18 protein-coding genes are annotated in these 20,475 nt (G+C 45.6%); 12 read left to right on the forward strand and 6 right to left on the reverse strand.

The features are described from left to right. Positions 1–135 precede the first annotated feature (135 nt). Together KCTCHS21_RS05300 and KCTCHS21_RS05305 are read left to right on the forward strand one after the other, a co-directional pair. The gene (locus tag KCTCHS21_RS05300; RefSeq protein ID WP_408621762.1) at positions 136–1,374 is read left to right on the forward strand and encodes an MFS transporter; all 1,239 of its coding nucleotides are present in this window, start codon (positions 136–138) and stop codon (positions 1,372–1,374) included. A gap of 236 nt (positions 1,375–1,610) precedes the next feature. After that, the gene (locus tag KCTCHS21_RS05305; protein WP_130605632.1) at positions 1,611–2,012 is read left to right on the forward strand and encodes a hypothetical protein; all 402 of its coding nucleotides are present in this window, start codon (positions 1,611–1,613) and stop codon (positions 2,010–2,012) included. Between the two features lie 276 nt (positions 2,013–2,288). Here KCTCHS21_RS05305 and KCTCHS21_RS05310 read toward each other — a convergent pair whose 3' ends face one another. Together KCTCHS21_RS05310 and KCTCHS21_RS05315 are read right to left on the reverse strand one after the other, a co-directional pair. Further along, positions 2,289–3,620: an ABC transporter permease gene (locus KCTCHS21_RS05310; protein ID WP_130605634.1), complete on the reverse strand. Its 1,332-nt coding sequence runs from the start codon at positions 3,618–3,620 to the stop codon at positions 2,289–2,291. Then, on the reverse strand, positions 3,607–4,317 hold the full coding sequence (locus tag KCTCHS21_RS05315; RefSeq protein WP_130605636.1) for an ABC transporter ATP-binding protein: 711 nt from the start codon (positions 4,315–4,317) through the stop codon (positions 3,607–3,609). Before KCTCHS21_RS05315 ends, KCTCHS21_RS05310 begins: the two co-directional genes overlap by 14 nt. Positions 4,318–4,579: 262 nt before the next feature. On the opposite strand from KCTCHS21_RS05315, the gene KCTCHS21_RS05320 reads away from it, so the two are divergent. Continuing rightward, entirely contained in the window at positions 4,580–5,377 is a 798-nt protein-coding gene (locus KCTCHS21_RS05320; protein ID WP_130605638.1) for a hypothetical protein, read from the forward strand. 75 nt (positions 5,378–5,452) lie between these two features. Here the strand turns inward: KCTCHS21_RS05320 and KCTCHS21_RS05325 are convergent, their stop codons facing one another. From KCTCHS21_RS05325 to KCTCHS21_RS05335, 3 genes are all read right to left on the reverse strand, one after another. After that, positions 5,453–6,319: a VOC family protein gene (locus KCTCHS21_RS05325; protein WP_130605640.1), complete on the reverse strand. Its 867-nt coding sequence runs from the start codon at positions 6,317–6,319 to the stop codon at positions 5,453–5,455. Positions 6,320–6,481: 162 nt separating this feature from the next. After that, positions 6,482–6,664, reverse strand: a complete 183-nt coding sequence (locus KCTCHS21_RS05330; protein ID WP_130605642.1) for a hypothetical protein — start codon at positions 6,662–6,664, stop codon at positions 6,482–6,484. Then, a complete protein-coding gene (locus tag KCTCHS21_RS05335) occupies positions 6,661–7,809 on the reverse strand; it encodes a DUF4062 domain-containing protein (protein ID WP_130605644.1) in 1,149 nt (382 codons plus the stop codon). Before KCTCHS21_RS05335 ends, KCTCHS21_RS05330 begins: the two co-directional genes overlap by 4 nt. 177 nt (positions 7,810–7,986) lie before the next feature. Here KCTCHS21_RS05335 and KCTCHS21_RS05340 point away from each other — a divergent pair, with 177 nt between their 5' ends. The 5 genes from KCTCHS21_RS05340 to KCTCHS21_RS05360 all read left to right on the forward strand — a co-directional run bounded on the left by KCTCHS21_RS05340 (position 7,987) and on the right by KCTCHS21_RS05360 (position 11,609). Beyond that, a complete protein-coding gene (locus tag KCTCHS21_RS05340) occupies positions 7,987–8,910 on the forward strand; it encodes a S66 peptidase family protein (RefSeq protein ID WP_130605646.1) in 924 nt (307 codons plus the stop codon). A 118-nt stretch (positions 8,911–9,028) separates the two neighbouring features. Next, the gene (locus tag KCTCHS21_RS05345) at positions 9,029–9,622 is read left to right on the forward strand and encodes a beta-class carbonic anhydrase (protein ID WP_130605648.1); all 594 of its coding nucleotides are present in this window, start codon (positions 9,029–9,031) and stop codon (positions 9,620–9,622) included. 172 nt (positions 9,623–9,794) lie between these two features. Further along, positions 9,795–10,358 (forward strand): LemA family protein, encoded by a 564-nt coding sequence (locus tag KCTCHS21_RS05350; protein WP_130605650.1) that lies wholly within the window; start codon positions 9,795–9,797, stop codon positions 10,356–10,358. 2 nt (positions 10,359–10,360) lie between these two features. Further along, positions 10,361–11,131: a TPM domain-containing protein gene (locus KCTCHS21_RS05355; RefSeq protein WP_130605652.1), complete on the forward strand. Its 771-nt coding sequence runs from the start codon at positions 10,361–10,363 to the stop codon at positions 11,129–11,131. A gap of 115 nt (positions 11,132–11,246) precedes the next feature. Continuing rightward, on the forward strand, positions 11,247–11,609 hold the full coding sequence (locus tag KCTCHS21_RS05360) for a response regulator (protein WP_130605654.1): 363 nt from the start codon (positions 11,247–11,249) through the stop codon (positions 11,607–11,609). Positions 11,610–11,741: 132 nt separating this feature from the next. Here the strand turns inward: KCTCHS21_RS05360 and KCTCHS21_RS05365 are convergent, their stop codons facing one another. Then, positions 11,742–12,635: an AraC family transcriptional regulator gene (locus KCTCHS21_RS05365; RefSeq protein WP_130605656.1), complete on the reverse strand. Its 894-nt coding sequence runs from the start codon at positions 12,633–12,635 to the stop codon at positions 11,742–11,744. 143 nt (positions 12,636–12,778) lie between these two features. Between KCTCHS21_RS05365 and KCTCHS21_RS05370 the strand changes: the two genes are divergently transcribed. The 4 genes from KCTCHS21_RS05370 to KCTCHS21_RS05385 all read left to right on the forward strand — a co-directional run bounded on the left by KCTCHS21_RS05370 (position 12,779) and on the right by KCTCHS21_RS05385 (position 20,462). Further along, complete coding sequence (locus KCTCHS21_RS05370; RefSeq protein ID WP_130605658.1) at positions 12,779–15,430, forward strand: glycoside hydrolase family 78 protein; 2,652 nt, start codon at positions 12,779–12,781, stop codon at positions 15,428–15,430. A 626-nt stretch (positions 15,431–16,056) separates the two neighbouring features. Then, the gene (locus KCTCHS21_RS05375; RefSeq protein ID WP_130605660.1) at positions 16,057–16,893 is read left to right on the forward strand and encodes an NAD-dependent epimerase/dehydratase family protein; all 837 of its coding nucleotides are present in this window, start codon (positions 16,057–16,059) and stop codon (positions 16,891–16,893) included. A 130-nt stretch (positions 16,894–17,023) separates the two neighbouring features. Next, complete coding sequence (locus tag KCTCHS21_RS05380; RefSeq protein ID WP_130605662.1) at positions 17,024–18,661, forward strand: response regulator; 1,638 nt, start codon at positions 17,024–17,026, stop codon at positions 18,659–18,661. After that, positions 18,654–20,462 carry a cache domain-containing sensor histidine kinase gene (locus KCTCHS21_RS05385; protein WP_130605664.1) on the forward strand — a complete coding sequence of 603 codons (1,809 nt, stop codon included), beginning with the start codon at positions 18,654–18,656 and terminating at the stop codon, positions 20,460–20,462. The genes KCTCHS21_RS05380 and KCTCHS21_RS05385 overlap by 8 nt, the downstream gene beginning before the upstream one ends. Positions 20,463–20,475: the final 13 nt, after the last annotated feature.

Raw genomic sequence — 20,475 nt, forward strand, 5'->3', positions numbered from 1 at the left:
TTAGCTGGATTAATATTTTTTAATGTAAGCCTCACCATTGGTCGAACCATTCTTGACTTTGTGGGGCTGCACTTCTAAACTTGATTCTCATAAGTGTTTACTCGTCGCATGCATCATTGCATTGGAGGAAAAGTGTTGGCTGCAGCTACTGGTCCACGATCTACGGCTTCGTCGTCCGATGCGACGAAAGCCGTTTTGCCCGTTTTGTTTGCAATTAGTTTGGTTCATATGCTAAACGATTCCATGCAGGCGGTTGTCCCGGCGCTGTACCCGGTGCTGGAGGAGTCGTTAAATTTATCCTTGGCGCAGGTTGGTTGGATTGGCTTTATGCTTAATATGACCTCATCCGTCATGCAGCCTGTCGTTGGAGCGTATTCAGATCGTCGGTCGTTACCGAGTATGCTACCGATCGGAATGGGACTGAGCATGATTGGTATGATCGGCATTGCCTTTGCTCCGCAGTTCTGGTATCTCTTGCTGGCCGTCGTATTCATTGGACTGGGGTCGGCAATTTTCCACCCTGAAGGATCGAGAGTCGTATATCTCGCAGCGGGCGGCAAACGTGGCTTTGCCCAGTCCGTCTATCAAGTAGGCGGTAATGCGGGTAGCTCCCTAGCGCCGCTTATGACGGTGTTCATCTTCGTTCCCCTTGGTCAATTCGGTGCGATATGGGGGACGCTGTTTGCGGGCTTTGCGATTGCTATTCTGCTCGGGCTGCTTCCGTGGTATAAACGAAAGCTTGCGGAATGGGCAACTGAGCGTTCACAATCAGCATCGGGAAGAGCGGGCACTACTATTGTTGAAAAAATGAGCCATCCGCGTGTCAAATTTGCTATGGGGATGCTTGTATTTCTTGTGTTCGCTCGTTCGTGGTACCATGCGGGAATAAGCAGCTTCTATCAATTTTACCTGAAGGAGCACTTTGGCTTAACGACGCAGCAAGCGCAAATTCCAGTGTTCTTGTTCCTCGCTGCTGGTGTGCTTGGTACTTATTTCGGTGGTGTGCTTGCAGATAAGTTCGGATTGAAGAACATGATCGTGTTCTCGATAGGCGGGGCGGCACCTATTGCACTGATTTTGCCGCACCTCACCTTGTTCTGGGTGTATCCAGTCATTACTTTGCTCGGATTCGTCGTATTATCTGGCTTCTCCGTCAGCGTCGTTTACGCGCAGTTCCTCATGCCCTCTAAAGTGGGAATGGCCTCGGGCTTAACGACTGGCTTAGCCTTCGGAATGGGCGCTATCGGTGCGGTCGCCCTTGGTAAAGCTGCGGACGTGTTTGGCTTATCAGATGTTATGCTGTTTTGCAGCTTCTTGCCGCTAGTCGGACTCTTCGCGCTAATGCTTCCTTCAGATCGCAGTCGAGCGAGATGAGGTCGGGGGGAAGCGGGGGCGAGTGGACCAAGCGGGATGAGGCGGGTCAAAGCAGGACCAGGCGGTTCCAGATAACTCGTGGCCCTGCGGTCTAAAGTGTAAGGAACAGGGGCAGTCTCTTAAGGTCTGAGAAGACCAAGAGACAGCCCCTGTTGACTGCTCACGCGGCTCAAAAAGTAACAATAGTGAACGCGTAGTGCTCTAACGCCCCCGCCAGCGCTCAAAAAGTAACAATAGTGAACGCCCAGTGCTCTATCGCCCCCGCCAGCCCGAAAAAAGTAACAATAGTGAACGCTCAGTTCTCTATCACCCCAGCCAGCCCGAAAAAAGTAACAATAGTGAACGCCCAGTTCTCTATCACCCCAGCCAGCCCGAAAAAAGTAACAATAGTGAACGCCCAGTTCTCTATCACCCCAGCCAGCCCGAAAAAAGTAACAATAGTGAACGCTCAGTTCTCTATCACCCCAGCCAGCCCGAAAAAAGTAACAATAGTGAACCCACAGTTCTCTATCACCCCAGCCAGCCCGAAAAAAGTAACAATAGTGAACCCACAGTTCTCTATCACCCCAGCCAGCGCTCAAAAAGTAACAATAGTGAACGCGCAGTGCTCTAACGCCCTCGCAAGGCGCAAAAAGTAACATTAGCCTAACTGCAGCTGCCGACTAAATCCCCCCCGCGATATGGGATGGGGGGATATAAAAGAGTAGTTACCGACTAAATCCCCCCAGCGGCGAGGAATGTGAGCGAGATAGGGGTAGTTACTGACTAACTAAGTCCCCTCAGCGGCGAGTAATGTGAGCGAGATAGGAATAGTTACCGACTAAATCCCCCCAGCGGCGCGGAATGTGAAAGAGAAAAGAGCAGTTACAGAGTAACTCCTCTCCAGCGACACTTACTGGAGAGGAGTTAGCACCCTATAAATCCCGTCTCAAAGCACGAAGCACATCGATGCGAGTAGCACGTTTAGCTGGACGCGAGCCGGAAAGCAAGGCTACGCCAAGCGAGATAACGCATGCAATTATCGCCAAGTAAGGTGGAATCCATGAGAAACGGAAATCGCTAGGCACTTTCTCGTTCATGAACCCTTCAATAATTAGCGGTAAGCCTGCGTTCACCGCAAATGAAATGATATAGGCGACTAGCGTCCCAATGAACGCTCCAAGCAGCCCGATTATACTGCTTTCCAGCAAGAAAATACGTCGAATCGAAGAGGGGTGAGCGCCGATTGCCTTCATAATACCAATATCCTGTGAGCGCTCAGTGACCGCCATCGTCATCGTGTTGAATATACCAATCGAAGCTATTAATACGGCAATGGTGCCGATAAATCCAAGACCAATTTTCATAATCAGGAATACCAGGTTAACCTGCTCTAGCTCATTAACAATCGAATGGCTAAAGTAGCCTTTATCGCTAATTTTCTGGACAATGCCTTTCACTCGGTTGGCACCGTCAGCGATAGCTTGTACGGAGTTATATTGGCGCGGATCCTGTAAGCCGGGAGGCTGGTTGTCCTTTGCACCTTCAACCTTATCTGAGAGCCGCATCGCACCCCATTGCGTCTGGGTAAAGTCTTCGATTACCGCCAATGTTTCTTTGCCAATATAGACCATCGTGTCCGTGTCCCATTCACGAGAAGGCTTTTTACTAACTCCGACGATAGTTACAGGGATGCTAGTGGTCTCCTCCTTACCATCCTCTGCAAGCTTCTTCACCTCAAGATTCATCGTCTTGCCAATCCACTCCTTGGCGGGAGGAGCTTCCTTCAGGTTATTGTCATCCTGCGCCTTGCGAATGTTGAAGCCAATAACGACTTCGTTCGGATTTTGCGGAAGCTTGCCTGCACTGAGATCGAAACCAGCTTTAGCTTCTGCCTCAAAATCAACATTAACAGCTCCATTGCTGTTTGCGGCAATACCTTCAACAGTGGGATTCAGCTGCTGTAAAATATAGTTGCGATAAGTGACTGTTTTGACATGTTCGACGGAACGTAAGTATTTTATTTTTTCCTCATCGATAACCTGATTAATACGGTCATTGGATCGAACTCCATGTATTTCTATAGCCGTAACCATCCGGTCGCCGACAATCTTGTCTACGATGCTCTTCTGCAAGCCAAAGCCGACGGAGGCAAGCACGATGAGAAATGAGCAGCCCATAGCCGTCGCCAATACCGTCATGAACAGCCGGGTTTTATTTTTTTTCATATTTTGCCGGACAAACCGGAGCTGATCAATGAATTTCATAGGAGTCTCCTTTCCCGTTCGGGTTCAATAAATGCCCGTCCTTCAGCGTAATCGTACGGTGCGCGATTTTGGCAACCTGCTCATCATGGGTAATCAGGATAAAAGTAGTACCGCGATCTTGGTTCAAATGCTGGATGATAGACAGGAGCTGACGCTCGTTGTCGCTATCCAAGCTCCCCGTGGGCTCGTCCGCTAGAACAATAGGGGGATTCAGAATTAAGGATCTGGCTACGGACACTCGTTGCTGTTGGCCTCCAGATAATTCTCCAGGGTAATGCCCGGCATATTCGGCTACTCCTAACTGCTCAAGCATTTCCATTACGCTCTTCTTACGCTGAGAAGCACCGATGCCCTTCAATACAAGAGGAAGCTCAGCGTTCTCGAAGGCAGTCATACTCGGAATAAGCTGAAAGCTCTGAAACATAAAGCCTAGATGCGCCAAGCGAAAATTAGCCCAATCCCCTTCACTCAAATTCGTTACAATTTGATCCGCTACACGAATTTCGCCTGATGTAGGTCTGATATACCCAGACATTAAATTAAGTAGAGTAGATTTTCCTGAGCCGCTCCGGCCAATAATCGCCACAATTTCGCGTTGCTTAACATGCAAGTCGATATTATGGAGTACGGGGACAACGCGTTCTTTCCCCTTTTTACCTATTGCGAATTGATGGTTCACTTCAGTCATTTTTATCACGAAAAATCCCTCCAATTGAAATTGATTATACTAGATAACCTTAAATAAATTGGAAAAAAATCCTGAAGAATTCCTTAAGATTACATGTGACAGATATTTAGATAATACGTGAGTACATTAATACTTCGCTCATTTACCCGATAGCTTTCAGCTTTCACTCAGCCAATCTTTATGTTCCATTAAGGCTGACCTCAGCCTATTTTCAGGGACGTTGTTAATAATGGGTATTGTAAGACGAATAGAAGTAATAGGAGGAATGAAAATGAAAAACTCAGTAAGAACGTTAGGAATTACAGCTGCGTTAGCGGTCATGATACCCTTTTCGGCCTATGCCGCAGCGACCTCTGGAAGCTCAACAAGCGAGAAGAAGGAACAATCTGCTTGGTCCGCCAAAGGTGGATTACAGGAGGAACGCGGAGGCTTCAGGAAAGATGGAGGAGTTGTCAGCCAAGAAGTACTTAATCTATTAAAGCTCGACCAGGCTGCTTTTAACGAGAAGATTAAGGCAGGCTCGACGTTAGCCCAAGTGGCCGAGGCGCAGGGAGTTTCTCGTGAAAGCCTGAAGAGTGCATTGACTGAGTCTTTTAATAAGAAGCTCGAGGAGAAGAAGAAAAGCTTTGCCGATAATCTGGACAAGATTATAGACTCTGATCTTCAAAAGGATAAGTTTGAAGGCAGGTTCGGAGGGGGCTTTCCAGGTGCGGGCCCTGATTTCACCGCGATAGCTAAGGTGCTTGGACTTACTGCCGATCAAGTAAAGCAGGGGTTAGACTCCGGCAAATCATTAGCTGATCTAGCGACAGATAAGGGCGTTGACAAGCAGAAGCTGATAGATGCGCAGAAGACGGCAATTACCAATAGCATCAAGCAAGAGGTAAAGGACGGGAAATTGACGCAGGAGCAAGCGGATAAGAAGTTGGCGGATGTGACGAAAATAGCGGAATCAATTGTTAACGGAAAAGGCTTTGGTGGAGAACAACGTCATGGCGGCGGTAAAGGACGAGGCCACGGTGGCGAGCCACGTGCATTGGAATCAGCGGAACCATCCGCATCCTCATAAGGGATAAATGAAAAGACTTGTCAGGATTCCTCTCTATGGAGATAATTCTCGACAAGTCTTTTTGCATAAATGACCTTACTTAGCAGAAATGAGTCTGATCTCGATACCTGAAGGATCTCTTACTACCCAGTAATCGTTTTGCGCAGCCAAGGGAATTTCAGCATCTTTAATTTTACCAAGTGTCCGTTCCAGCTCGGTTTGGGAAGGAAGCACAATCGTATAATAGGCTAAACCAGTTGCGTTAGCCAAAGGCTGAGGAGCTCCAATCCCTGCCCAAATATTCATACCGATGTGGTGATGGTAACCTCCGGCTGAAATAAAATAGGCGCCCATCATTTTAGATGCGTCAAATACCATATCGAATCCTAGAATATCGCAGTAGAAGACTTTAGATGGAGGAAGCTCACTTACGTGCAAGTGAAGATGCCCAAGAATGGTGCCTGCTGACAAGCCTGTCCAAGGCTTATCGCCCGCAAGCTGCAGCAGTCCCTTAATGTCAACGGGTTCAGTACCCATCATAATATTGCCTTCAGAATCTGTTTTCCATTCAGACCGCGGGCGGTCCCAATAGATCTCAATTCCATTATGGTCTGGGTCCTCAATGTAAAGAGCCTCGCTTACGAGATGATCCCCTTGCCCGATATGAATACCTGATTCAGCAAGAGTACGTAGAGACAAGCCAAGCTGCTCGCGAGTAGGTACTAGAATGGCGAAATGATATAAGCCAGTAACGGATCTTCTTGGGGGGATAGCCGCATTCGGAATTTCCTCAAGAATGAGAAAGATATTTTGCCCGTCTACTGTCAGTTCTGCACTTTTCTCTTGCAGATTGAGTATTTGGAAGCCAACAACTTCCTTATAAAATTGAACTGAGCGCTCAAGATTGCTAACCTTCAGCTTTAGCTGACCAAGGACGGTGTCCGCATGTATGGATTGAGACATTCGGCATTCCTCCGATAAAGTTATTTGGTTACTTAATGTAAGTAACTATACCAAACGAATGTATTGTTGTAAACAAAAATAGGCTACATACATACTAGGAGTATGTAACGATGGATATAAACAAAACCTGCAAGAGTCATTGAGGACCCTGCAGGTTATTGGTTAACGCTTCGTCGCTTTGGCAAAGCGTTCTTGTATGATTGAATTGCTTAGCTTCCAGGCGGATAAATCCTCTTTGACTAGTTGGGCGGATGATTTCTTGGAAGGAGCGAACAAGAGCGCGTCCTTCGGTTGATCTCCGACAGCAAGGCTGACCTTGCCATTTTTCGATACATATACACTCATGGCTGCATGCCTCCTAAGAGCATTTTAATCGTCTCAACCAAGTACGGATTTTTGTTCATTATAGCATCATTTACGCTTTCCTGATAGATCATGTACTTTCGATTGTCCCAGTCGGAATCCGAGGGGAAATGCAAAGTGAGCACGTATCTACCTTGCTTAAAGCAGCAATAAAACATTTGCTTTGCTTGGGTATAATGAACGGTGTCCTTATTCATATTGTAGGTCAATGCGACGTAAGAGCTTTGATCATCGAGTCTGAACGATCGATTCCAGACAACATCGGCGCATTTGGCTACGAACTTCATTTTATCGTTATCTTTGAGATAGAGCGTCGCCCCGATACAGGCTTTATAAGAGCCAATAACTTCGGTCATATACTGTCCATACTGGTGCTCAATCATTCCGCCAGACATTTTATTCATAATAGCTTTGAGAATGGAATCATAGTTTGGTTTATCAGATGCTTGTGCCAGCAACGACAGCTCTGATAGTAAACGGAAGGCCTCTTCAGACTGCTCTAGCCTCCGCCCATTTTCCAAAATCGAATGCTGGAGTGGAAGCAGCAGAGACCCGCGACGCAGCAAATCACTGAAATATTCCTTCCAATCGATTTTCACGCCAAGCGACAGATCATCTAAATATACATTCCTTATGGAAAGGTCATGCAGCAGAAACCAGACATAGGGATCAATATGGCTAGGAATGTTAGAGTTTTGCTTAAGAGCTGCCATAATCACTTCAGGTGACGGATGATGGTGTGACTCGTTTATGTATTGCTCCAGAAAGTCATCCAGCCACTTCTTAATCGTACCGAAGAACGTAGCTTTAACTGTAGTATCGACAAAAATAAGAATGGTTTTCCCTTTGTCATACGCTTTAATGAATTCCATGTGCGTGACGGTTCGTTGAGCATCCTTATAATAGGTGCCTCCATGATTACCAATAAAGAGTAAGAAAATATCCGATTCCTCAACCGCCTCAAGGCATTTGGCCACTGGATCTGTATGTGCAAGCCATGGACCAAGATTTTCTTCCCACATAAGAGGCTCATGTCCTAGCTCCTTTAATTCCGTGAAAACCTCTCTACGCAGACGTTTAAGTCCATCCTCATTGACGGAGCTAATAAATATCTTCGTCCTGGCCACTCGTTAACACGCCCCCGTTCTTTTTCAGCATATGATCCATTATAACCCAATAGCTGAGCAGCAGATATTCGTAATTTTTCTGTGTTGCGCTTACTACCCGTGCTTTTCCTTCTTATTATGAAGCTGCATTCATATTCTAAAGGTAGCGGATTGTAACAGATGAGGGGAGGGGCTTGAATGGCCATTAAGCCACTGGCATTGAAGCGTGGGGATACAGTAGGTATTGTAACGCTTGGAAGTCCTCTGGCAGAGGAAACCATCAATACGAGAATCGCCTATTTGCAATCAATGGGACTAAATGTTGTCGTAGGGAGATATGTTTATGCTCAAAATGGCTATTTAGCAGGCACCCCTCAGCAGCGGGCGGAAGATTTAATGAGCATGTTCGCCGATGAAAGCGTGAGGTTGATCCTTCCTTCACGCGGAGGTGTAGGTGTGGAAGGGATTTTACCTTATCTAGATTATGAATATATTCGGCGGAATCCTAAAATAATTAGTGGGTACAGCGATATTACAGTTTTGTTAAACGCTCTGACACAGCTCTCGGGCATAATTACACTTCATAGCCTTCTGCTTATTGATTTTAAACCGGAAACTCCGCCCTATAATTTCGAGCAGTTTTTTACGGCAACCTCATCAGTCACAGTACCTCGAACAATTAATAATCCACCTGGGAAAATGCTTGTGGGTAGAGTTGCAGGAAGTACCAGCGGACCTCTCATCGGTGGCAACCTAACCTCCCTCGTTGGTTCGCTAGGTACCCCGTTCGAGATTGATACTTTAGGTAAAATTATTCTAATTGAAGAAGTTCATGAGCCTGTAAATACCGTATTTCGATATATTGAACAGCTTAGGCTAGCTGGTAAATTTAGCGATTGCTCCGGCATAATTATGGGCGAATGCACAGGCTGCATAGACGCTTATGGCCAATCATATGAGGATTTAATTAACGACCATATTGTTCCGCTAGGCAAGCCGCTGATAACAGGACTAGCCTCCGGGCATGGTATCTATAAAACGGCCATTCCTATTGGCGCATTTACGAATATGAACGCTGATACCGCGACGATTACTCTCCTTGAGCCAGCTGTAAGATATTAGTTTAACTCCAATATTGATCTTTTCTTTGAAAATGCAATTAAATGGTTTACACTAAAGAGACAGCCCATAGTCTCTTTTGTATGTTTAATTGGGCTTGTATGGAAGGGGAGAAATACCATTGTCTATCGTTAGCGATATGCTGGAGTTTAATCAACAATTCGTTGAAGAGGGAAGATATCAGGAATTTTTGACAGATAAGTTCCCTGGGAAGAAAGTCGCCATATTAACCTGCATGGATACCCGATTAGTAGAGCTATTGCCCAAAGCGCTTAACTTGAAGAACGGGGATGCCAAAATAATAAAAAATGCGGGCGCAATATTAACCCAGCCTTTCGGCAGTGCCATGCGAAGCATCTTAATCGCCATTCATGAGATGGGCGTGAAAGAGGTTCTCGTAATTGGTCACCATGGCTGCGGGATGACTCAGCTCGACTCAGCATCATTGGTGGAGAAATTCAAGAAAAATGGGATATCTGACACTGTGCTTTCTACTTTGGAAAACTCCGGTATTAAGATGGAACGATTCCTAAGGGGCTTCGATAAGCCAGAAGATGGTGTAAGGCATAGCATCGACATTATTCGTAAGCATCCATTAGTACCCACATACATTCCCGTGCATGGCTTCATTATACATCCTGAAACAGGTAAGCTAGAGCTAATTTGTGATGGATATGAAGAAATGAATGCTTTACAAGGTGATGAGTCAAAATAAAGACAATTCTAATAGTAAAAAATGAGCTTCCTCAAATTTGAGGAGGCTTTTTTATGTAATCAAAAGTATAAATTTCGCAGTTATTCATATCAATAACAAAACAAGCTTGATTCATTTGGGCACAATAAGTACAAGAAGGAATTAAAGATGAGGTAACAATGGAGGTATGAAAATGAAACGGTCAATGGTTACATGGCTTGTCTTAGGCGCGCTCTTGCTTATTGTCGTACTCTCGGCAGTTAGCTCCTATAACGGGCTCGTTTCTTCGGAAACAACAGTGGATAATAAAGCTGCGCAGATAGATACTCAGCTCCAGCGTCGGGAGGATGTCATTCCGAATCTTGTGAGCACAGTCAAAGGCTATGCGGCCCATGAAGAGAAAGTATTCACAGCGATTGCCGATGCGAGAAGTAAGCTATCAGGAGCACGTACTACGGCAGAGAAGGCTGCTGCTAACACGGAGCTGGAGGGAGCGCTATCTAGATTGCTTGTTGTCGTGGAGAATTATCCGATTCTCAAGGCGGATACGCAGTTTACCAAATTAATGGACGAACTGTCCGGAACTGAAAATCGGATAGCTGTAGCTCGTCAGGACTATAACAATTCAGTGACTGCTTATAATACGAAGATCAAGAAGTTCCCAGCGGCGCTTTATTCATCTATGTTTGGTTTCGAGAAGAAGGATTTTTTCAAAGCAGCTCCGGGTGCAGAAAAAGTGCCTGAAGTGAAATTCTAACGATGGCTGGCCGATTGCTTAAAGCTGCCGCTATTTTCTGGTTATTTGGTTTATTGATCATAACAGCAATGCCGATGACTTCAGCTCAAGGGGGCTCATCTTACGGTGTATATATTCAGGATGAGGCTGGCATTATTTCGACACCAATGAAAAATGAGCTTTATAATCGGGCAGTTTGGATCCATCAGCATACGGGGACGGCACAGGTTGGTATCGTTACAGTTAAGTCATTAGGTAATCAGACGTTAGAGGATTACGCGGTTTCCAGATTTCGCAAAATGGGGCTAGGAAGTAAGGAGCGAAATGACGGGGTACTTCTGCTCTACTCGGCTTCAGACAAGCACGTGCGAATTGAAGTGGGGTATGGGCTGGAGGGACGTATACCGGATGGCAAGGCGGGGACTATACTAGATCGTTATTTTGTTCCAAATCGTGATGAAGGTAATTTAGACCTCGCATTTTCCCAAACGCAAAGTGCCATCGTCAAAGAAATTGCTGCGGAGTTTGGGGTCGACACAACTGGAATTGTGGATGAAGGCTTGCCTCCGTTAGCTGATGGGGGTGCCGGTGGATTTTTTTCTAACATGCCCGGTTATGTGAAAATACTGCTCGGTCTGGGCGTCGTGTTACTCATATTCCTTGATTTTAAGCTGACGGGTGGAGTCATTACGTTCGCTATCATAAACTCATTGGGTCGCAGGGGCGGGTCAGGTGGTGGGGGTGGTGGACGTGGCGGCGGTGGCTCTTCTGGCGGTGGCGGTGCAAGCAGATAGGAGAAGAATCTGATTGTTCAGAATTTGTTAAGTTAAGTCGTTTATTATGAGAGAAAGGCAGGTTGTATCTCATTTACCTGTTAGAGGTTCTTTTCCTCATAGGGAGGTCTTGCAAATGGCTAAAATAATGGTAGTCGACGATGCTGCTTTCTTACGTGCTATGCTTAAGGACATTCTAGTAAGTGCCGGACATGAGGTTGTATTCGAGGCCACTAATGGTCAAGAGGCCGTGGACAAATATAAAACGATACGCCCTGATTTAGTAACAATGGACATTACGATGCCTGTTATGGAGGGCGTGGAAGCTGTTAAGGAAATACGGAAGATGGATCCGAAAGCCAATATTGTAATGTGCTCTGCAATGGGACAGCGTAATTTAATTATTGACGCCATCAAAAGTGGTGCCAAGGATTTTATCATTAAGCCTTTTCATTCGAGCCGGGTAATAGAGGCTATTGATAAGGCCATAGGGCTTTAATATCTAAGCTAATGCTAGAGCAGCTACCGTGATATCATACAGAGATTATCTCATTCATAATAAATAGGGCCGAAGAACGCACACAGCGATCTTTGGCTATTTCTGTATGTCCGAATGGCAGTTTAAACCTGTTTACGCTTGCTGTTGCAGGAAAGCTTTCCTGTATCCGCTAGGTGTATTACCTACATTACGTTTAAACACATCGATGTACGAGGCTATATCTTTATAGCCTGTCATCTCGGCGATGGTACTAATTTTGAAGGCGGTGCTCCTTAACAGCTCGCAGCTTTTCTGCATACGAAGCAATTGGAGATAGCGAGTAAAGGACTGTTCGGTATGCTGCTTGAACAAGCGTTGCAGATGGCGTTCGCTCCATCGACTTATTTGGGCAAGATGGCTCAGGGAAAGATCATTTGATAAATTTTGCTCCATGTAGGTTAGCAGATGATCAAATTGAGTAAGCTTACGTGTTGAATGTGATTGCGAGTGTGACGGCAACAATTGTTGCTTCATTCTATGCACAGTAATAAGCAGTTGCAGGATAAGTGTGCAAAGATAATCAGATGAGCCGGCTCTCTGTATGGAATATTCGCGGTGAAGAAGCATAAAAAGCTTCTCAATCGAATCACCGGTGTCCAAGAGAAAATAATAGGATTCGGCTCCGTTATAAATGGAGGAAATAAATTGTTGTACATGGCTATCGGACGTAAATTCACTTAATTTGATAAGAAGCTGAAGCGGAAATACACAGTTGTAGACGATTAGCTGATGCTTGGTTTTGTCTACCGAGACAGGACGGAATATATGTGACGTTCCAATGGGGATAAAGAAAAGCTGGCCTTTGCGCACCTCATGAACTTCCTCGCCAACGTAGTGAAAACCGCTCCCTTCGGCAATGTAGGCAAATTCAATGAAGTCGTGTTTATGCATAGGAGTAGTGAAGCTTTCAGTAACTCTATTTACATATATGGGCATATCGTTATGAAAATAAATCTCGCCCTTAAGGGTTGTAATTAGTCGATTCATCCGAAGCACCCTCCAATTTTAATATTACTTTCGTATGTCCGTTTTGCCGCAATAAGATGTCCTTGGTGGCACAACACTTTACTGTGCCACCATTATATCATAGGGATAAATTAACCTTGCAAGAGAGAGGAGCTTCTTCACCTATGTTGAAGGTCATAGAACCACGTTGTGAGTATAAGAATAATCCATTAGGCATTGATGTTTTAAAGCCCCGCATTAGCTGGAAGCTTAATTCAGATCAACGATCCATCGTACAATCAGCTTACGAGATAGAAGTGGCAGATAGCCAGTTGTTTGACAATAACGTATGGAGCTCAGGGAAAGTAAATTCAGATCAATCTGTTCATGTAGAGCTAGAGGGCTTGAAGGTGGTTTCACGTAAGCGCTATCACTATCGTGTAAAAGCTTGGGATCAGCTAGGGGATAGCTCTGGGTGGTCGGAAGCTGCTTATTGGGAAACCGGAATATTGGATGCGAATGAATGGCAGGCGGAGTTTATTGGAGCGGCTCAAGCAGAGGATGGATCCAGCAAGGAACAAAGCCCGCTGCTGCGCAAGGCGTTCGAAGTAAAAGCAGGCATTAAGCAAGCTCGTATTTATGCATCAGCTCTTGGTCTTTACGAGCTGGAGCTGAACGGCAGCAGGGTAAGCGACAGCTATTTTGCACCGGGCTGGACTAGCTATAAGCATCGACTTCAGGTGCAAGCCTATGACATAACGGAGCAGCTTGTACAGGGTGAGAATGTTGTAGGTGCAATGCTAGGGAATGGTTGGTACAAAGGGTTCCTTGCATGGGAGCACCAGCACTCCGTATATGGAGATAGGCAGGCTCTGCTTTTACAAATGCACATCGTTTATGAGGATGGAACCGAACAGATCGTTCTGTCCGATGGAAGCTGGAAGACAGCAGGAAGCCCTATTCTGATGGCCGAAATCTATCACGGAGAGACTTATGATGCCAGGCTGGAGCAAACGGGATGGAGTAGCGCGAGCTTCGATGACAGTACATGGAAACCGGTAGATTCATTAAACCAGTCCTTCGACGTGCTTATCGCCCAAGAGAATGATCCTGTGAGGAAGATTGAAGAGATTAAGCCTATCTCACTAATTGTAACGCCAAATGGGGAAACCGTGCTAGATTTAGGGCAAAACATGGTCGGCTGGTTGAAATTTACGGTGCAGGGTGAAGCGGGGAGCGAGGTTGAAATTCACCACGCTGAGGTTCTGGATCGTGATGGCAACTTCTACACGGACAATATGCGTACAGCCAAACAGACCCTTCGATACATCCTTAAGGGAGGAGAGCCAGAAGCTTATGAACCACGGTTTACCTTCCAAGGATTCAGATACGTTCGGTTAATCGGTTTTAAGGAACCAATTGAGCTGGAGAACTTCACAGGAATCGTTCTGCATACCGACATGGCAACGACAGGGAGCTTTGAATGCTCTGATCCATTAGTTAACCAGCTTCAGCACAATATCGAATGGGGACTAAAGGGTAACTTTCTTGATGTCCCAACGGATTGTCCGCAAAGGGATGAACGGCTTGGCTGGACGGGAGACGCCCAGATGTTTATACGAACGGCGGCTTATATTAAGAACGTAGCTCCTTTCTTCACCAAATGGTGCCGGGACCTCGAGGCGGATCAAACGGAAGAAGGCGGCGTTCCTTTCGTCGTTCCTCATGTGCTTGAGGAAAATTCGTACTCGTCAGCTGCATGGGGCGACGCAGCGGTCATTTGTCCTTGGACCATCTATCTGTGTTATGGGGACAAGCGCATACTGGAGGAGCAATATGGAAGTATGCAAGCTTGGGTGAATTATATTCAGAGCCAAGGGGAAAACGAGTATTTGTGGAATACGGGCTTTCATTTTGGTGATTGGCTCGGGCTCGATTCTAAGCCAGATACTTACATTGGAGCAACAGATCGGGACTATATTGCGACGGCATTCTATGCGTACTCGGTGTCGTTGCTTCAGAAGTCGGCAGCTGTGCTTGGTAAAACAGAGGACGCGACGAAATATGCGGAATTGTACGAGAAGGTTGTCGCTGCATTTACGGAGGAGTTCGTAACACCTTCCGGTCGATTGTCAGTGCCGACGCAGACGGCTCAGGTGCTCGGTCTTATGTTTGGCATACTCGAAGGGCCCGCTAAGAAACGGGCAACGGCTAAGCTAATGGAGCTATTGGAAGAGAGTAAATTCCATCTGACAACTGGGTTTGTAGGTACCCCGTATTTAAACCATGCGCTTAGTAATAATGGTCAGAACGATGCTGCGTATAAGCTTCTTTTCCAACAGGATTATCCTTCATGGCTGTACCCAGTAACCAAAGGGGCAACTACGATCTGGGAGCATTGGGATGGGATTAAGGAGGATGGCAGCTTCTGGAGTAAGGATATGAACTCCTTTAACCATTATGCTTATGGTGCAATCGGCGACTGGTTATATCGTTCCGTAGCGGGAATAGATACCGATGAGCAGGCTGCTGGGTATAAGCGAATATTCATTCGTCCTCAGCCTGGTGAAGGATTGGATTGGGCAGAGGGTCGATTGGATACGATGTATGGGGAAATTCGTTCCTATTGGAAAAAGGCAGAAGGCGGAGGTATGGAGCTCGAGGTTACCGTTCCAGTAAATACTTCAGCAGAAGTTCACCTGCCTGGAGCGCTGCTGAATTCCATAAAGGAGAGCGGAATTTCCTTGGACGAGGCGAAAGGCGTAGATTTTGCAGAGCAAGCAGATGGCGCAGCCGTTGTTCGTGTCGGCTCTGGGCACTATCGCTTTAGCTGGTGATGTAATTAATATAGATTAATGCTAAGTGGCTGTTCCACAGGTGAAGGTTGGTCCATGATATATTAAATGTACAAAGAAACCTCTCTTTATTAAATGGTTGCTCGACACTTCCATTTTGCCAAAGAGAGGTTTCTTGTATTTTTACTGACCTTAATCGATAAGAAAAAGAGGGGAAGTATCTCCTGTAGGAGCGTAGCGTGTGCCTTTGAGATCGTGAAATCTCCTTTTATGTTTTACCCATTCAGATTTCACGATCTCAACCAGCACCCGCAAGGAGATACTTCCCCGCAAAAACTATGATCGATAGACATAACAAGAGCTGCCCAAAAGTTACCTATGGAACAGCCCTTCGATATTTAGAAACAATCGAAACGAAAAAACCCAATTTATGTTAAAATGAACAAAAAAGGATGTATCGGCACATTACTTATCTCCTTCGTACATATACCCCTAATTGGAGACTAATGAAATGGATATCAGTCTTGCAAGGGCGAACGAGTCATTCAGAGAATAACTAATATTGGCTAATATCTCACTTCTTTATTTAATATCGTCCCCTTGTTCCTCTTGGTTGCCAGATTTAAGATATAGGCACATAGATTAATGGTAGGAGAGGGGATAACTTTTTGCAAACGATAGTGGTCACCGGCGGAAGCGGAAAGTTGGGAGTATGGGTCATTAAAGAGTTTGTTTTACAAGGCTTTCGAGTCGTGTCCTTGGACGAGAAATGGTCGGATAAACTAAACTGCAAGCAAATTAATGTTAATTTAACTGATCTCGGTCAAGTTGTTGGTGCGCTTAATGGAGCAGATGCTGTTATTCATTTGGCAGCCATTCCGGCTCCCTTAGGCTACACGAATGATTATATATTTGGGAATAACGTCAGAGCGACCTATAATGTGCTTGAAGCTGCATCCATTCTTGGCATCAAGAAGGTAATAATAGGATCCAGTGAATCTGCTTACGGCTTTTGCTGGGCGCCTAAACCCTTCTCACCCAACTATGTGCCTGTCGATGAGGAGCATCCGTCTTTGCCTCAGGAATGCTATGGCCTGTCCAAAATTGTCGGCGAGCAAACAGGAGAGATGTTTTATCGTCGTACGGGCATGCAGGTTTTCTCCATGAGATTCTCCATGATTATTAAGCCTCAGGATTATTCGCTTTCTTCTATCAGCAAGCCAGAACAGTACGTGCGTATTTTGTGGAGCTATATCGATATTAGAGATGCAGCCTCAGCATGTATAGCCGCGCTTCACAGTAATGCGGAAGGACACCACACATTAAACATCACAAGCGACGATACGTTAAGTGATTGGCCAACTGAACAGTTATTATCAAAATTCTATCCTGACGTTAAGGATCACCGCCTAAATTTTTCGGATAGAGAGGCTATCGTAAGCAATAAACTCGCCAAGAGCATCCTAGACTGGAACCCGATTTATTCTTGGGATCAGATTAAATAAAGCCTATAAAGTTTAAGATTACCCCCGTGCAATCTTAAACTGGATTCGGTTATCATTGAGCCTGTAAGCGATTTCTTTTGTTGTAAAGTCTAAAGGTTGGATAACCCAGGACGGCAGGAGGATGATGGCTATGCTGCGCGTGCTTATCGTGGACGACGAGTTCGAAATTCGTGAGGGCTTGCGTAAACGCATTCCTTGGAGTGAATACGGAATAGACGAAGTATTCGCTGCCGATGACGGGGACACAGCAATCACAATCGCTCTCGAGAAGAAACCAGATCTTATCGTTACGGATATTAAGATGAGCAGAATGTCGGGGCTTGAGTTTCTTGGCTCGCTTTATCGCATTGATGATTATCCTTGGAAGGCCGTCGTTATTAGTGGTTATGATGATTTTGAGCTAGTAAAGCAAGCTATGCAGCTTGGAGCAATGGATTATATTCTTAAACCGATTAATACGGAAGAGCTGGGACGTATTGTTCGCAAAGCGACCGACCAGATTCTACGCGAGAGATTGGATAAGCACAATCAAGTGCAGCTCAGAAACCAAAATCAGCTAGCCGTACCGAAATTACGAGAAGAATTACTTCGTGAAATTATAGAGCATGAATTTGATCCTTATCGTGAGACACGTATTTCTCATCGGTTACAGGCTCTAAAGCTGGATTGGATGACGCATCAGTCCATCCAGCTTATGATCGTTGAGGTGGATGATCTTAAGGCTATTACGAATGAACGAGGGTACGTGAATGAGAAGGAGCTTGTTCTTTTCGGAATCGGCAACGTCGTGAGTCAAACTCTGGCTGAGGAATTTCCTTATCCATTCGCTATCTTTAACGATTCCCATTTCCGGTGGGTCGCCGTTTTAAGCTGCAGGCATCAAGAGCAGCTCGCCTTAATCAAATCGTTGGCCCAGATTAGCCTGCGGAGAATTAATGAATTTGTAAAGGTGAAAGCAAGCATTGGCATAAGCTCAAACCCGCGGGAATTAAACCATATTCATGAGATGTTTCTGGAAACAGGAGAGCTGCTGGATCAGAAGGTCGTTTATGGAGGAAATCGAATATTTACGGAGCATGGCTTCGAGCTCTATGGGGAACGGATAGAGCTTTCTCTTCAGGAGCCGAATGAGGTGCTGGATCTCGTAAAGTATGGCTCGGACGAGGATGTAACAGCAGCGATGGATAAGTTCGTTGAGATGGTTCAAGCTTGGGGACTTTGCAGCCTGAAGGATATTCAGCAGCAAACCTTCAAGTGGCTGATGGGGATATTCCGGGGTGCCGCGTCAGCAGGCTGGCCTAATCGAGTGTGGGAACGGAATCCGATCTCTATCTGGGAGCAGCTAGAGCAATTCGATAATTTGCAATCACTTAGAGTAAAGGTGGAAGGCTATTTGCTTGCAATGGCTGCGGATTTTCGTAAAATGACATCATCTCCGAGTCAGATTGTGCTAGAGGCGGAGAAGATTATTCGTAAGCGGTATGCGGATAACCTGTCATTGCAGATCGTAGCTGATGAGGTTCATGTGACTCCAGTGTGGCTAAGTAAGCTTTTTAAGAAGGAAAAGAGGATGACCTTTCTCGAATTTCTAACCGATGTACGAATAGTAAAAGCGAAGGATATGCTAGGGGACGTCCGTTACAAAATCTATCAAATATCTTATCAGGTTGGATACAAGGATCCTGTTCACTTTACTAAGCTCTTTAAGAAGCAGTCCGGGCTTACACCTAAGGAGTTCCGGAAGCAGAGGGGAATCGTAGATGATTAAGGCTTTTTCCTTTAGACTAGCATCTTCCTTTCGTAACAGAATGATTCTTATATTTTTTGCTATAACCATCGTTCCCTTTATTATTTTTGCGTACTACTCTTATATGAAATCCATTGAAGGGATTAAGAACGCGAACGCGACCTTCTCTATGAGCTACGTGCAGCAGGCTAAGCTGAACTTCGAAACTTATTTAGGGCAGCTTAATGACCAGATTAACGAAGTCGTTGGTAATAAGAATGTGCAGGAATGGCTGGAGCGCAAGCCCCGCAATGGAGAAGAGGAAGAAGTTTTTGCGGTAAAAATGCTGGGATTAGTATACATGATGAAGCCACAGATTGATGCTTTGCGAGTCCGGGTCTACCCACTTGAGCCTTCTCTCTATCCGACCTACATGAACACCTTAGGGTTGTCACCGCAAACAGGCCAAGAGGAGTGGTTCCGTAAGGCGAAGTCTAGCATTGTGCCTACCTGGCACTTATCTATGCCCAAAAAAGGTCTCTATGGGAGACCTTTGCTTTCGTATGTTAAGAGATTTACAGGACTCTATGACCGAGAGCCTCGGGGGCTGGTTGTAACTGATTTGGCGGAAGATCATCTTCGGAGGTTTTTCTCCCCGTCTGAAAGTATGCCTGGGCAGAAATTCCTTATTGTAGGAGCGGACGGGAAAGTCTTGTTTGACTCGTTCGATAACGAATGGACAGGGACAAGTATTCCCTCTAAGAAATTTTTGCAAATACGCGAAGCTTCTACTAGAGGTGCGGAGACTCTAGAAATGGATGGCAAGGATATGTTGATTACTTACGTGAAAATGGACAGCGAGCCTTGGTCGATCGTTAGCTTAACTCCGCTAAATGCGTTGACACATCCTATGAAGGAAATGAATCAGCTTCTTGTTCTTTTCCTAGTCATCTATCTCATTTGCTCTGTGGTTGTGGTCATCTATATTACGCTTAGTTTCACCCATCCAGTTGTTAGGCTGGTTCGCCTCATGAGAAAGCTAGAAGAGGGAGAATTTGAATACAAGGTGCCGTATTCCGCCCGTAAGGATGAGATAGGCTGGCTCTATCGCGGGTTCGGGAGCATGACTAAGAAAATTGAAGGATTAATTGAACAAACTACGAGATCGGAGAGAAACAAAAAGGAGCTAGAGTTTCAGGTGCTAAGTCATCAGATTAATCCGCATTTCCTATACAATACTCTGGAGTCCATTCGGTGGAAGGCCGAGAACCATGGACGTTCGGATATTGGTGAGATGGTGTCGGCACTAGGCAACCTGCTCAGGCTGAGCTTGAACCAAGGAAAGGACATTACAACGGTAGGCCGTGAGGTAGAGCAGGTAAAGGCTTACGTGCAGATTGAGCAGGCTCGCATGGGAATGCCGCTTAGGGTGCTTTACTTTTTTGATGAGGATGTGCTTGCTCTGCCTTTCATGAGGCTGTTGCTGCAGCCTTTAGTAGAGAATGCTATTCAGCATAGTATTCGAGATAATTTTGAGAAAGGAAAGGTTATCTTATCTGGTTATATTGAGGATCAGGATATTGTCATTGAAATTACGGATAACGGCAAAGGAATTCCTCAGACGGTCCTCACACAGCTCGACTCCGAGATGGAAAACGGGAAAGGAAGCCGGCGGCAAGGAGTCGGTCTTAGGAATGTGAATGAAAGACTTAAGCTCTATTTCGGTAATCATTACAAGCTTCATATCGAAACAGGAGAAGGAATGGGTACGAAAATCACGATTAGGCACCCGGTATTGGATTCTCTTCGAGAGGAAGAGGCAGGGGGAATTCAGGAGGCTTAATTAATCGTTCTAC

Origin of the sequence: Cohnella abietis (assembly GCF_004295585.1) — a bacterium.
In the GTDB taxonomy this organism is placed as follows: domain Bacteria; phylum Bacillota; class Bacilli; order Paenibacillales; family Paenibacillaceae; genus Cohnella; species Cohnella abietis.